Raw genomic sequence first — 13079 nt, forward strand, 5'->3', positions numbered from 1 at the left:
CGAGTGATGCGACCACTATTCGCTCACGATCGCGACTGACTCGGATGACCGGTCGCGACCCGCACCAGGACGGGCGGGTCGCGACCGGTCTCGAGTTGTTCTACGACCTCGTCTTCGTCGTCGGCTTCTCCGTGGCGACGACCCTGGCCGGTCATCAGTTCGCCGAGGCGCACTACACGGCGGCCTTCATCGGCTTCTTCCTCTGTACGTTCTCGGCGATCTGGGCGTGGATCAACTTCGCCTGGTTCGCGTCGGCCTTCGGCACCGACGACTGGGTCTTCCGCGTCGTCACGCTCGTCCAGATGATCGGCGTCGCGATCATCGCCGTCGGTATGCCGCCGGTGTTCGACTCGGTGGCCGGCGGCGGTGACATCGACACCGCATCCTGATCCTGGGCTACATCGTGATGCGCGTCGGCATGGTCATCCAGTGGCTACGTGCGGCGTCGCAGAGCGAACGCTGCCGGCGCGCGTGCCTGATCTACGCCGTCGCGACCGTCGTGGCCCAGATCTGGTGGGTGGCAGTCCTGATCGCCCACCTGCCGCTGGTGATGACCGTCGTGGCGATGCTCATCGGCGTCCTGATCGAGTTGACGGGTCCGGTGATCGCCGAGACCCGGACCGCCGGCACGCCGTGGCATGCCCACCACATCGCCGAGCGGTACTCCCTCCTCACGATCGTGACCCTCGGCGAGGGTGTCGTCGGTGTGGTCGCGCTGCTCGGCGCCCAGGTAGCCGTCGACGGGTGGACCCTGGACACCGCGATCCTCGGCTTCGCGACGATGACCACGACCTTCGCCATGTGGTGGATCTACAGCGCGGTGCCCACCGGCGACGTCCTGCACGCCCGCCGGGAGAAGTCTTTCGTGTGGGGTTACGGCCACATCGTCTTGTTCATGGCCGCCGTGGGTGTCGGCGTCGGCCTCCACCTCGCGGCGCTCTATCTGGAGCACCACGCCGTGCTCGACGACGCGCTCGTCGTCGCGAGTCTCGCCATCCCGCTCGTGGTGTTCTGTCTGGGCGTGGTCGCGATGGAGGGGTATCTCCTCGGCTTCGACGGGTTTTCGCTCGTACAGGCGCTCGCGGTCGTGGCGACGGTCGCCGCGGCCATGCTCCTGTGTCTGGCGGGCCTGTCGGTGATCACGACGATCGTGGTCGCCTCGCTGGCGCCGGTGGTGATGGTGATCATCGACGAGGCGTTCGGGACCGCGCGTCGAGAGCGGGCCGTCCGGGAGCTCACCGGCGCGTGACGCGGTCCGTGTGCGCGGTCGTTTAGAGTCATGGTCGTGCGAGTACTCGTGATCGGCTCGGGCGGCCGCGAACATGCCCTTCTCATCGGCCTCAAGAACGATCCGTCGGTCACCGACCTGCATGTCGCTCCAGGCAACGCCGGAACCTCGGCGATCGCCACCAATCATGCCGTCGACGCGGTCTCGGGCGAGGCCGTCGTGGCTCTGGCGCAGAAGCTGGAAGCCGACCTCGTGGTCATCGGACCCGAGGTCCCCCTGGTCCTCGGTGTCGCCGACGCCCTGCGCGAGGCCGGTATCGCGACTTTCGGCCCCGGTGCGCAGGCCGCGCAGATCGAGGGTTCCAAGGCCTTCGCCAAGGACGTGATGGCCGCTGCGGGCGTCAAGACCGCGCACGCGGAGATCGTCGACAACCCGGCCCATCTCGACGCCGCCCTCGACCGCTTCGGACCCACCTGGGTCGTCAAGGACGACGGTCTCGCCGCGGGTAAGGGCGTCGTCGTCACGCCCGACCGCGACGTCGCCCGCGACCACGCAGCCGAATGCCTGGAGAGCGGACACCCCGTCCTGCTGGAGAGCTTCCTCGACGGACCCGAGGTGTCCCTGTTCTGCCTCGTCGACGGCGAGACCGTGGTGCCGCTGCTGCCTGCACAGGACCACAAGCGCGTCGGCGACAACGACGCCGGACCCAACACCGGCGGCATGGGCGCCTACACCCCGCTGCCGTGGCTGCCCGAGGCGATGACCGAACGCATCGTCGACGAGGTCGTCAAACCCGTTGCGGCCGAGATGGTCAAGCGCGGAATCCCGTTCTCAGGTCTCCTGTACGCTGGTCTCGCGATCGGCAAGGACGGGCCCGCGGTCGTCGAATTCAACTGCCGCTTCGGCGATCCCGAGACCCAGGCGGTCCTCGCGCTGCTGAAGTCGCCGCTCGGCGCGGCGCTGAACGCCACCGCCACCGGCACGCTGGCCGACCTGCCGGCGCTCGAATGGCACGACGGCGCCGCGGTCACCGTGGTCGTCGCCGCCGAGAACTACCCCGGCAAGCCGCGCACCGGTGACGTCATCACCGGCGCCGACGCAGAGGGTGTCCTGCACGCGGGCACGTCCAAGAATGCCGATGGTGCGATCGTGTCCGCCGGAGGTCGTGTGCTGGCCGTGGTGGGTACCGGCGCCGACCTCGCCGAGGCCCGCGCCCAGGCCTACGCCCGGATCGAGAAGATCAAGCTGCCGGGTTCGCACTTCCGCACCGACATCGGTCGCAACGCCCTCGAAGGCAAGATCAGCATCTGATGGCAGACCCGGGCGGGTCGGGAACTCAGTCCGCGAGATTGCGGCCGAGGAACTCGATCTGCTCGGGCAGCACGCTGCGCCAATACCGGTTGGTGTGACCTCCGGCGGCGGTGCCGAAGGCGGCCGGCGGGTGAAGGCCCGCGGCCCACTGGCGGGTGTAGGTGTAGAACTGATCGCTCGAACCGATGTTGATCAGCAGCGGGATCTTCGCGAAACTCGGCTGCGCACCGAACAGTGAGTTGGCCTGGTAGTCGGCGAGGCCGTCGAAGGCGCGCGGCGGGAAGTTGCGCGGATCGGCCCACATCGCCGGCGAGCTGACCGCCACGGCGGCGACGCGCGGCGCACCGAGCATCGATGCCAGACGCAGCGCGCCGTATCCACCCATCGACCAACCGAAGAGCCCGATGCGGTCGGTGGACAGGTTGAGCTGCGGGTCGTTCGCGAGCATCGGCAGGAACTCGTCGAGGATCATCGCGCCGCCGTCGGTGCCGTCGGTCCGGCGGTGGTAGTAATTGCGACCCACGTCGGCGGCGGCGAGCGCGAACGGGGTGTTGCCGGCGTCCACGTACTGCTGCATCACGGTCTGCATCTCGAGCTTCGACCCGAAGATGGTCTTCTCGTTCGTGTTCAGCGCGTGCAGCACGACCACGACGGGCAATTTGCCGGTCACACCGTTGGGTCGGGCGACCGCCCAGCGGGTGTCGCGACCGCCCATGCGGGCGGACTTGAAGCTGCCGGTGATCAGCGGGGGACCACTGGTGACCGGCGGCGGCGAGGTCTCGACCGGCAGCTCGTCGTCGGCGGCGCGGCCTTCGAGGTTGCGCGGCTGCACCGGCGCCGACGGCGACTTGTCCGAGCATGCGGCCAGTCCGATTGCGGCGGCCCCGACGCCGGCGGCGAGCACGGCACGACGACCCACACGCGGAAGGTCGCGGTCGGCAGCATCGGAGAATCGGGATCGCAGGCTCGTCATCGAAGGAACAGGGTAATCGGGGAACCCGGGCCCCACGCAACGTCGAGTCGGCCGACGCGCCGACGCTGTGAGAAATCTGTCTCTGACTTGACGCTCAGTCGAGCGACGCGATGGCCTTCTGCAGGAGTTCGGCCGCTCCGGATGCCACTTCGGGGAGGCCGGGGGCGTCGGTCACCGCGACCATGATGTCGGGGTTCATCGCCTCGACGATGACGGTCCCGGGGTTGTCGGTGTCGTCGCGCACCACGACATTGCAGGGGAGGAGCAAACCGATCTGCCGCTCGATCCCGAGCGCGCGATGGGCGGATTGCGGATTACAGGCGCCGAGGATGAGGTAGTTCTCCATGTCCTCGTCGAGCTTCTTCTTGAGCGTCGCCCTCACGTCGATCTCGGTGAGCACACCGAAACCCACGTCGCTCAGCGCTTCCCGCGTCCGCGCGACCGCGTCATCGAAGCCTGTCTGCAGGGTCGTCTGGTAACCGAGTTTCATGATTACTCCTCTCGTGGTGCTTGTTCCTTGCATCAGGCGAGCGCGAGGAACAGCTTCTCCAGTTGGTCGATCGTCATCGGCTCCGAGTCCTTCGACTGTTCGCCGGTCATGCATTCGCGGAGGCCGGTCGCAACGATCTTGAAGCCGGCGCGATCCAGTGCACTCGACACCGCGGCGAGTTGGGTCACGACGTCCTTGCAGTCACGTCCCTGTTCGATCATCGAGATCACGCCGGCGAGCTGCCCGTGGGCGCGGCGCAACCGGTTGAGTACGACGCCGATCGATTCTTCGTCGCCGACCATGGCGACCTCCTTCTGGTTCATGCGCAGTTGAGCTGCTCTGACAAGTGCCGACTATACCCCTTGGGGTATCGGCGTCAGCCGTCGCGAGTCAGTGGCGGAAGCTGATGTCGGGCAGGACGCGGTCGAGTGCCCGGGGCGTCCGCCATGCCGCATGGCCGGCGATCGACAGGAGAGCGGGCAGCAGGACCAGTCGGATCAGGGCTGCGTCGAGCAGCACCGCGACACCGAGGATGATCCCCATCTCCTTGGGCGGCAGCGGGTCGGCCAGGGCGAAGGTGAAGAACACCGCGACCATCACCGCCGCGGCCGCGAAGATGACACGACCAGAGTGCGCGAGGCCGTCGACGAGCGCGGTCCGCGGATCGCCGGTGCGCTCGTAGTGCTCCTTCGCCGTGGCCAACAGGAACACCGTGTAGTCCATCGCGATGGCGAAGATCATCGCGAAGAAGAACACCGGTCCCCAGCCGTTGAGAAACCCCTGGGGTTCGAAGCCGAGCAGTCCCGCACCGTGTCCGTCCTGGAAGATCAGTCGTGCGACGCCGAACGCGGCTGCCGTCGACAGCAGGCTGACGAGCGTGCCCATCAGGGCGATCAGCGGCGCCCGCAGCGCAACCAGGAGCAGCAAGAATCCAAGGGCCAGGATGACGGCGACGATGATCGGGAACCAGTCGTCGAGTGCCTGCTGGAGATCCAGGTTCTCCGCCGGAGCCCCGCCGACGAGTGCCTCGGCGGGCAGATCGGCGCGTAGGGCGTCGACGATGTCGCTCATCTGCGCATCCGACGGGTCGACCGCTGGAGTCGCCTGCAGCAGAACGAGATCGCTTCCGTCTGCGGAGGGCATCGGTAGGCCGACCGCGGCGATGCCGGAGGTCTGGTCGGCGATCGCGGTGACCTCGTCGACCGTCGACGACGGGGTGACGATCTGCAGGGCGCCGGGTGCTCCGGGGCCCATCGCCTCGGCGACGGTCTCATAGCCCTGGCGAACCGGGGCATCCTCCGGGACGACGCCGATCGACGGCATCGCGACCTTGATCCCCAGCACGGGGAGGGCGAGGAGGACGAGCATCACTGCCGAACCGACGGCGAACGGCCATGGTCGCCGACTGATCAGACCTCCCCAGCGGGCGAAGGCCTTCGAGCCGCTGTTCTGTTCCTCCGCCTGGCCCCGCGCCCACGGCAGGGACCCGGCGTTGACCTTGGAGCCGAGTGCCGACAAGACGGCAGGCAACAGGGTGACGGTCGCGGCCAGGACGAAGACCACGGCGAGCATGATCCCGACGGCCATGGTGCGCACCGCGGGCGCGGGCACCAGGAGAACGGCCGACAGGCTCACGAGAACGGTCAGCCCGGACAGTCCCACGGCCTTGCCCGCGGTGTCCATGGTCTCGACGACCGCAAGCCGCGCAGCGTCCTTCGTGTCGGGGCGTCCGAGCATCGCGGAGCGGAAGCGCGACACCATGAACAGTGCGTAGTCGATTCCCAGGGCCAGTGCGAACATCATTGCGAAGTTCATCGCCCACACCGAGATCGGCGTCACCGAGTTCAGCAGGACCAGGCCGCCGGCCGAGGCGACGAGTCCGGCGAGCGTCAACAACAGCGGGAGGCCGGCGGCGACGAGCGAGCCGAAGGCCACGACCATGATGGCCAGGGTCAGCGGCCACGACATCATCTCCGCGGCGATCATGGCGTCGTGATTGGCCTCGTTGAAATCGCTCCACAGCGCCGATGCGCCGGTGGGGTAGATCTCGATTCCGTTGCCCGACAACGCCGACAACGCGTCCTTGTGATCGTCGACTGCGCGGACCATGTCGTCGGGTCCGGCGTCGGCGCCGATGATCGCGATGGCCGTGCGAGCGTCCGGGCTGAAGGTCCGGCCCGGCTGCGGCGCGAGGACCTGGCCGAATCTGTCGTCCGACGCCGCCAACGCGGTGATCTGCTCGACGGCGCGACGGGTCTCCGTCTCGGTGAGAGGTGCGTCGGAGTGGATGACGACCTGCACCGCCGACGACGAGTTGCCGTCGAAATGCTCCTGCGCCAGCTCGCGTACCGCCACCGATTCCGAGCCGTCGGCCTGCCAGCCCGCGCCTGCCAGTGAGCTGAAGACCGTGGGCGCGGCAGCCCCGAGGCCGAGGACGACGAGAGCCCAGAGCGCGAACACCCAGCGTCGATGCAGTGCGGTCCACGTGCCGAGTCGGCCGAGGATTCCCGGGGTGCGTGGGGCGAGCGATGGCGCTCGCGATGGCGTGTGCGGAGTCGTCGACATCCGTCCTCCTATACCTAGGGGGGTATCCTGTTGAATGAAGGGAACATACCCCTGGGGGTATCGAGATCGCAAAAAAGTGGGTTCAGTCGAGATCGGGGGCGAACGCGGACTGTCTCGGTGCGGTACAAGCCGGGAGCGGAGGAGATCCTGTTGTCCGACTACCGACCGACGTCGACCTGAACCGGCCATCCATCGCGGTTGTCCTGCTCTTATACGGGAAATCGACTGTGCTTGTACTGCTTTGGTCAAAAGCAATACGGCGGTACGGACGGCTTTGGCAGCATGAACCACATGATGACGTCGGCGGCGACCCCCAAGGGTGCGCGACGGCGGTCTCGCTTGATCGAGGCCGCCGGCGAGCTGCTGCTCGAAGGCGGCTTCGACGCCGTCCGTCATCGTGCGGTCGCCGAACGTGCCCAGTTGCCACTGGCGTCTACGACGTACTACTTCGCCTCCCTCGACGATCTGATGGCCGAGGCGGCGGCCAGTCTCTGCAGCCACGACGCGGAGGCAGTCACCGAGCGCTGCAACACCCTTCCGCGTCGACGCCGCGGAAAGACCGCGACGTCGACCGCCCTCGCCGAGGTGATCGTCGGGGAGGACACGACGATGCAGCAGCTGTCCGCCCGCTACGAGATGATCGCGTTGTCGGCTCGGTACCCGATGCTTCGCGAGGTGGTCAGCGAACGATGGCAGGCGCTGTCGATGTGCCATCTCGACGTCCTTGCCAAATCCGGCCGGGTCGCCGACCCCGCCCACATCGCTCAGCTGATCGGGATCGAGGACGGTGCCATCGTCGGCGCCCTCGGACAGAACGGCGTCCGGCCCCTCGACGCGGTGCGCGACGCCCTGCTCGAGGTGATCGACGTCCTGGCACCGCGGGCGTGATCGCAGCGGAACAGAGAGAAGGGATCGGATGTCGGGGGATTCGATGAGCAGGCGCCGTACCCGCGCGGGTGTGGCCGCCGCATTCCTGTCCATGGTCTTCGGGGTCACGATGCTCGTCGCCCCCGGTGCGCAGGCCGCTCCGGCCGGTCGCGTCGACGCGGGCGTTCCGTTGTCGTCGGTGGTCTACGGAACCGGGTGCACCTATCCGGTGACCGTCCCGGTCAACTCGTCCGGCTGGGTCGAGTTCTGGGAGGTCAAGCCGGGTCTGCCGGTCCGGTTCATCGGCCGCGATCTCCCCTCGGGTGCCCTCGCCTCGGTCACCTGGGTGCCCCGTCGCATCGGAGACAAGTACCTCTACGCCGTGCAGAACGGCAAGGCCTCGCCGCCCACTCTCGTGAAGGTGCGCCAGGGCTACGGGTCCAACGGGACCTGCTTCGCGTTCTGAGCGGGCGCGAGGGCAGGCACCGGAGAATTCGGGATCCGCTCGCGATCGACCTACACTGAGCGGGTGTCGAAGCCCGCCATTGCCAACGTCCTGGCCAGCCGCTATGCCTCCACCGACCTTGCCGAGCTGTGGTCGGCCACCACCAAGATCGCCCTCGAACGGCGACTGTGGATCGCGGTGCTGAAGGCACAGGCCGACCTCGGGATCGATGTCCCGGCCGACGCCATCGCCGACTACGAGCGCGTCGTCGACCAGGTCGACCTCGCCTCGATCGCCGACCGTGAGCGCGTCACCCGCCACGACGTGAAGGCCCGCATCGAGGAGTTCAACGCCCTCGCCGGTCACGAGCAGATCCACAAAGGCATGACCAGCCGTGACCTCACCGAGAACGTCGAGCAGCTGCAGATCCTCCGTTCTCTCGAACACGTGCACGCCCACGGTGTCGCCGTCCTGGCCCGCATCGTCGAACGTGCCGCCCAGTACTCCTCGGTCGTCATGGCCGGCCGCAGCCACAACGTCGCCGCGCAGGCCACGACCCTCGGCAAGCGTTTCGCGTCGGCCGCCGACGAACTGATGATCGCGCTCACCCGGCTCCGCGAGCTGATCGACCGCTACCCGCTGCGCGGCATCAAGGGCCCGATGGGCACCTCGCAGGACATGCTCGACCTCCTCGGCGGCGACGCCACCAAGCTCGCCGACCTCGAGGCCCGCGTCGCCGACCACCTCGGTTTCGCGCGGTCGTTCACCTCGGTCGGCCAGATCTACCCGCGGTCGCTGGACCACGACGTCGTGTCCGCGCTCGTGCAGGTCGCCGCCGCACCGTCGTCGCTGGCCCACACCATCCGGCTGATGGCCGGCCACGAGCTGGTGACCGAGGGCTTCCAGCCCGGCCAGGTCGGCAGCTCGGCGATGCCGCACAAGATGAACACCCGCAGCTGTGAGCGCGTCAACGGTCTCGCCGTGGTCCTGCGGGGCTACGGCTCGATGGCCGCCGAGCTCGCCGGCGCCCAGTGGAACGAGGGCGACGTCTTCTGCTCGGTGGTCCGCCGCGTCGCACTGCCCGATGCCTTCTTCGCCATCGACGGCCTGATGGAGACCTTCCTGACCGTTCTCGCCGAGTTCGGCGCGTACCCCGCGGTCATCGCCAACGAACTCGACCGCTACCTGCCGTTCCTCGCCACCACCAAGGTGCTGATGGCATCGGTACGCGCGGGTGTGGGTCGCGAGACCGCGCACGAGGCGATCAAGGAGAACGCCGTCGCGGTGGCGCTGGCCATGCGCGAGGAGGGCCGTGAGCCCGATCTGCTCGACCGTCTCGCCGCCGACGACCGCATCCCGCTCGACCGGGCCCAGCTCGAGGAGCTGCTCGCCGACAAGTCGGTCTTCGTCGGTGCCGCCGAACAGCAGGTCGCCGACGTCATCGCCGCCGCGGAGAAGATCATCGGCCAGTACCCGGAGGCCGCCGCCTACACGCCTGCCCCGATCCTCTAGGGCTGGTTTCGATACGGCTCGTCGCATGCTCCTCGCCTACTCAACCGGCGGATCTCCTGGTTTCGATACGGCTCGTCGCATGCTCCTCGCCTACTCAACCGGCGGATCTCCTGGTTTCGATACGGCTCGTCGCAAGCTCCTCGCCTACTCAACCAGCGGCTAACCGAGCGGACCTCCGCTGGCCGAGTAGCGAGGACCGAGCGCAGCGAGGACCGCGTATCGAGGTCACTCCGGCGCCGAGGCGTCCGCGTGGCCGAGCTTCCAGTCGGGGAGCGCGACGTCGCGCACCAGTCGCTTGAGTTCGGGTGCCCCGGGGAACCCGCCGTCGCGTTTGCGTTCCCAGATCTGCGTGCCGTCGATGTCGATGTGGAACACGCCACCGGTCCCGGGGACGAGCGTCACCGAACCGATCTCGGTGCCGAAGGTGTTCAGCAGCTCCGATGCCATCCACGACGCCCGCAGCAGCCAGTTGCACTGGGTGCAGTAGGTGATGGTGATGTGGGGTGCGGTCATCGGTCAAGAATGTCAGAGCCTGCTTTCCCGTGCCGCCCGCCGAACCTCTAGGGTCGAGTCCATGCGTCCTGAACTGCAGTCCTACCGGCATCTGGCGTCGGGAAAGGTCCGTGAGATCTACGAGATCGACGCCGACACCCTGCTGTTGGTGGCCTCCGACCGGATCTCGGCCTACGACCACATCCTGAGTCCCGCGATCCCCGACAAGGGACGCATCCTGACGGCGATGAGTTTCTTCTGGTTCGACGAACTCGGCGTCCCAAATCACCTTGCCGGCGGTCCCACCGACGAGCGCATCCCGGGCGAGGTCGTCGGCCGGTCGATGGTGGTGAAGCGCCTGCCGATGGTGCAGGTCGAATGCGTGGCGCGTGGCTACCTGACGGGTTCGGGTCTGCTGGACTACCAGGCGACCGGTGCGGTGTGCGGTGTCGAACTCCCGGCAGGTCTGTCGGAGGCGTCCAAGCTGCCCGAGCCGATCTTCACCCCGGCAACCAAGGCCGAGCAGGGTGAGCACGACGAGAACATCAGCTTCGAGCGCGTCGTCGAGCAGGAGGGTGCCGAGCTCGCCGAGGCGCTGCGGTCGGCGACCCTCGACATCTACGGGCGCGGCGCAGCGGTCGCTGCCGACCGTGGAATCATCCTGGCGGACACCAAGTTCGAGTTCGGCCGCGGCCCCGACGGCGAGCTCGTGCTCGCCGACGAGGTCCTGACCCCCGACTCGTCCCGCTACTGGGAGGCCGCGACCTACGAGGCGGGCAAGGTCCAGCCGAGCTTCGACAAGCAGATCGTCCGGAACTGGCTCACCAGTGCCGAATCCGGCTGGGACCGGGCCTCCGATGTCGCGCCGCCGTCACTGCCCGACGACGTCGTCGAGAAGACACGTCAGCGGTACATAGATGCCTACGAATGGATCTCGCGAAAGTCCTTCGCCGACTGGCCCACCGCGGAGGTGTCCTCGTGACCGACGAGCGCAACGCGGCCACACCGCCGGTCGCCAAGAAGGTCCCGAAGGAACGCACCCACCACGGTGACACGTTCGTCGACGACTACGAGTGGTTGCGCGACAAGGACGATCCGGAGGTGACCGCCTACCTCGAGGCGCAGAACGCGTTCACCGAGGCGCACACAGGGCACCTGGCGGATCTGCGCAAGCAGATCTTCGGCGAGATCAAGAGCCGAACCAAGGAAACCGACATGTCGGTGCCCGTCCGGCGCGGACGCTTCTGGTATTACGCCAGAACACAAGAGGCCAAGCAGTATTCGACGTCCTGCCGGTGCCCGATCGCCGGCGACGACGACTGGACCGCGCCGAAGGTCGACGACGGTGTGCAGTTGCCCGGCGAGGAGATCCTGCTCGACAGCAACGTCGAGGCCGAGGGACACGACTTCTTCAGTCTCGGCGCTCTGACCGTCAGCGACGACGGCAACTGGCTGGCCTACAGCACCGACGTCGTCGGCGACGAGCGATACACGCTGCGCATCAAGGACCTCCGTACCGGTGAGGTCCTCGACGACGTCGTCACCGACACCTCGGGCAGTGCGGTGTGGTCGGCCGACGCCCGCCACGTCTTCTATTCGACGGTCGACGCCGCGTGGCGTCCGGACACGGTGTGGCGCCACGACCTCGGTGCGGGCACCGAGGACGTCAAGGTCTTCCACGAACCCGACGAGCGGTTCTGGGTCGGCATGGGCACCACCCGCAGCGACAAATACCTCGTCATCGGTGTCGGCTCCAAGATCACCTCGGAGAGTTACGTTCTCGAGGCCGACAACCCGACGGGTGAGTTCCGCAGCGTCGTACCGCGCGTCGACGGCGTCGAGTACAGCGTCGATCATGCCGTGATCGGCGGGGACGACTACTTCGTCATCGTGCACAACGAGGTCGTCGACGGTGAGAAGGCGGAGAACTTCGCCATCGACATCGCGCCGGTGGACGACCCGTCGGACCGGCGTCCGCTGATCGCGCACGATCCGGCCCGCCGCATCGAGGATCTCGATGCCTTCGCCGACTACCTGGTGCTGTCCTACCGGCGAGAGGCGTTGCCGCGCCTAGCCATCGCCGACCTGCGTCAGATCGACGGCATCCCGGTCGAATCCGACTTCCACGAGGTCGAATTCGATCAGGAACTGAGTACGGCCGGGCTCGGCGGCAACCCCGAGTGGTGGTCGCCGAAGCTGCGCATCGGTTACGGCAGCTTCATCGAACCCGCGGAGTTGTTCGAACTCGACGTCGCCACCGGTGAACGCACCCTGCTGAAGCGGCAGCCGGTGCTCGGCGGTTACGACCCGTCGGACTACGTCCAGTCCCGTGAATGGGCGGTGGCCGACGACGGCACCCGGATCCCGCTGTCGGTGGTGCGCCGCAAGGAGACCGACGCCGCGAAGCCGGCCCCGCTGCTGCTGTACGGGTACGGCTCGTACGAGGCCAGCATCGATCCCTACTTCTCGGTGTCCCGGCTGTCCATGCTCGACCGCGGCATGGTCTTCGTCCTCGCCCACATCCGCGGCGGCGGCGAGATGGGTCGCTACTGGTACGAGAACGGCAAGGAACTCAGCAAGAAGAACACCTTCACCGACTTCGTCGCCGCCGGACGCCATCTCGTCGAGACGGGATGGACGACGCCGCAGCAGATGGTCGCCGAGGGCGGCTCGGCCGGCGGACTCCTGATGGGTGCGGTGGCCAACCTCGCGCCGGAACTGTTCAACGGCATCCTGGCGTCGGTGCCGTTCGTCGACGCACTGAACTCGATCCTCGATCCGTCGCTGCCGCTGACGGTCATCGAGTGGGACGAGTGGGGCGACCCGCTGCACGACCCGAAGGTCTACGAGTACATGAAGACCTACACGCCGTACGAGAACGTCGACGCGAAGCCGTATCCGCCGATCCTCGCGTTGACCTCGCTCAACGACACCCGGGTGCTGTACACCGAGGCGGCGAAATGGGTTGCGCGGCTCCAGGAGAAGTCGACCTCGGGCAACCCGATCCTGCTGAAGACGGAGATGACCGCCGGCCACGGCGGCGTCAGCGGACGCTACAAGCAGTGGGAGGAAGTCGCTTTCGAGATCGCCTGGATTCTGCAGCAGTCCGGCGCGTTGGAGAACTGACCTCGATACGGTCCTCGCCTAGCGGCTCAGACCTACTCGGCCGGCAGTTCTTCGCTGGTTGAGTCCTTGC

Annotated in this window: 11 protein-coding genes and 1 pseudogene; 7 read left to right on the top strand and 5 right to left on the bottom strand. The window is 67.5% G+C overall.

Features of this window, described 5'->3' with window-relative positions; translation table 11 throughout:
• Positions 1-44 precede the first annotated feature (44 nt).
• A pseudogene (locus M1L58_RS04960) lies at positions 45-1249 on the top strand (low temperature requirement protein A).
• Positions 1250-1285: 36 nt separating this feature from the next.
• Entirely contained in the window at positions 1286-2539 is a 1254-nt protein-coding gene (gene purD / locus M1L58_RS04965) for a phosphoribosylamine--glycine ligase (RefSeq protein ID WP_248658038.1), read from the top strand.
• Positions 2540-2564: 25 nt separating this feature from the next.
• Here the strand turns inward: purD and M1L58_RS04970 are convergent, their stop codons facing one another.
• The 4 genes from M1L58_RS04970 to M1L58_RS04985 all read right to left on the bottom strand — a co-directional run bounded on the left by M1L58_RS04970 (position 2565) and on the right by M1L58_RS04985 (position 6567).
• Positions 2565-3512, bottom strand: coding sequence for an alpha/beta hydrolase (locus M1L58_RS04970; protein WP_248658039.1), 948 nt, complete (start codon positions 3510-3512; stop codon positions 2565-2567).
• A 94-nt stretch (positions 3513-3606) separates the two neighbouring features.
• Positions 3607-4002 (bottom strand): DUF302 domain-containing protein, encoded by a 396-nt coding sequence (locus tag M1L58_RS04975; RefSeq protein WP_248658040.1) that lies wholly within the window; start codon positions 4000-4002, stop codon positions 3607-3609.
• Positions 4003-4034: 32 nt separating this feature from the next.
• Positions 4035-4304 (bottom strand): metal-sensitive transcriptional regulator, encoded by a 270-nt coding sequence (locus M1L58_RS04980; RefSeq protein ID WP_154884638.1) that lies wholly within the window; start codon positions 4302-4304, stop codon positions 4035-4037.
• Between the two features lie 88 nt (positions 4305-4392).
• Entirely contained in the window at positions 4393-6567 is a 2175-nt protein-coding gene (locus tag M1L58_RS04985; RefSeq protein ID WP_248658041.1) for an MMPL family transporter, read from the bottom strand.
• A gap of 294 nt (positions 6568-6861) precedes the next feature.
• Between M1L58_RS04985 and M1L58_RS04990 the strand changes: the two genes are divergently transcribed.
• The 3 genes from M1L58_RS04990 to purB all read left to right on the top strand — a co-directional run bounded on the left by M1L58_RS04990 (position 6862) and on the right by purB (position 9391).
• Entirely contained in the window at positions 6862-7455 is a 594-nt protein-coding gene (locus tag M1L58_RS04990) for a TetR/AcrR family transcriptional regulator (protein ID WP_174310921.1), read from the top strand.
• A gap of 43 nt (positions 7456-7498) precedes the next feature.
• Positions 7499-7900 carry a hypothetical protein gene (locus tag M1L58_RS04995; RefSeq protein ID WP_248658042.1) on the top strand — a complete coding sequence of 134 codons (402 nt, stop codon included), beginning with the start codon at positions 7499-7501 and terminating at the stop codon, positions 7898-7900.
• A 63-nt stretch (positions 7901-7963) separates the two neighbouring features.
• On the top strand, positions 7964-9391 hold the full coding sequence (gene purB, locus M1L58_RS05000; protein WP_248658043.1) for an adenylosuccinate lyase: 1428 nt from the start codon (positions 7964-7966) through the stop codon (positions 9389-9391).
• A gap of 225 nt (positions 9392-9616) precedes the next feature.
• On the opposite strand, the gene M1L58_RS05005 is transcribed toward purB, so the two are convergent.
• Positions 9617-9904, bottom strand: coding sequence for a SelT/SelW/SelH family protein (locus M1L58_RS05005; RefSeq protein ID WP_248658044.1), 288 nt, complete (start codon positions 9902-9904; stop codon positions 9617-9619).
• A 61-nt stretch (positions 9905-9965) separates the two neighbouring features.
• Between M1L58_RS05005 and M1L58_RS05010 the strand changes: the two genes are divergently transcribed.
• Together M1L58_RS05010 and M1L58_RS05015 are read left to right on the top strand one after the other, a co-directional pair.
• On the top strand, positions 9966-10865 hold the full coding sequence (locus M1L58_RS05010; RefSeq protein WP_154884519.1) for a phosphoribosylaminoimidazolesuccinocarboxamide synthase: 900 nt from the start codon (positions 9966-9968) through the stop codon (positions 10863-10865).
• The gene (locus tag M1L58_RS05015) at positions 10862-13009 is read left to right on the top strand and encodes a S9 family peptidase (protein WP_248658045.1); all 2148 of its coding nucleotides are present in this window, start codon (positions 10862-10864) and stop codon (positions 13007-13009) included. Before M1L58_RS05010 ends, M1L58_RS05015 begins: the two co-directional genes overlap by 4 nt.
• Positions 13010-13079 lie beyond the last annotated feature (70 nt).

Source organism: Gordonia sp. C13 (genome assembly GCF_023218005.1).
In the GTDB taxonomy this organism is placed as follows: Bacteria; Actinomycetota; Actinomycetes; order Mycobacteriales; family Mycobacteriaceae; genus Gordonia; species Gordonia namibiensis.

What these genes read in the sequence shown, in the direction of transcription:
- M1L58_RS05010 (WP_154884519.1), top strand. Translation starts at nt 9,966, where the DNA reads ATGCGTCCTGAACTGCAGTCCTACCGGCATCTGGCGTCGGGAAAGGTC.
- M1L58_RS04980 (WP_154884638.1), bottom strand. Translation starts at nt 4,304, where the DNA reads ATGGTCGGCGACGAAGAATCGATCGGCGTCGTACTCAACCGGTTGCGC.
- M1L58_RS04985 (WP_248658041.1), bottom strand. Translation starts at nt 6,567, where the DNA reads ATGTCGACGACTCCGCACACGCCATCGCGAGCGCCATCGCTCGCCCCA.
- M1L58_RS05005 (WP_248658044.1), bottom strand. Translation starts at nt 9,904, where the DNA reads ATGACCGCACCCCACATCACCATCACCTACTGCACCCAGTGCAACTGG.
- M1L58_RS04970 (WP_248658039.1), bottom strand. Translation starts at nt 3,512, where the DNA reads ATGACGAGCCTGCGATCCCGATTCTCCGATGCTGCCGACCGCGACCTT.
- M1L58_RS04990 (WP_174310921.1), top strand. Translation starts at nt 6,862, where the DNA reads ATGACGTCGGCGGCGACCCCCAAGGGTGCGCGACGGCGGTCTCGCTTG.
- M1L58_RS04995 (WP_248658042.1), top strand. Translation starts at nt 7,499, where the DNA reads ATGAGCAGGCGCCGTACCCGCGCGGGTGTGGCCGCCGCATTCCTGTCC.
- M1L58_RS04975 (WP_248658040.1), bottom strand. Translation starts at nt 4,002, where the DNA reads ATGAAACTCGGTTACCAGACGACCCTGCAGACAGGCTTCGATGACGCG.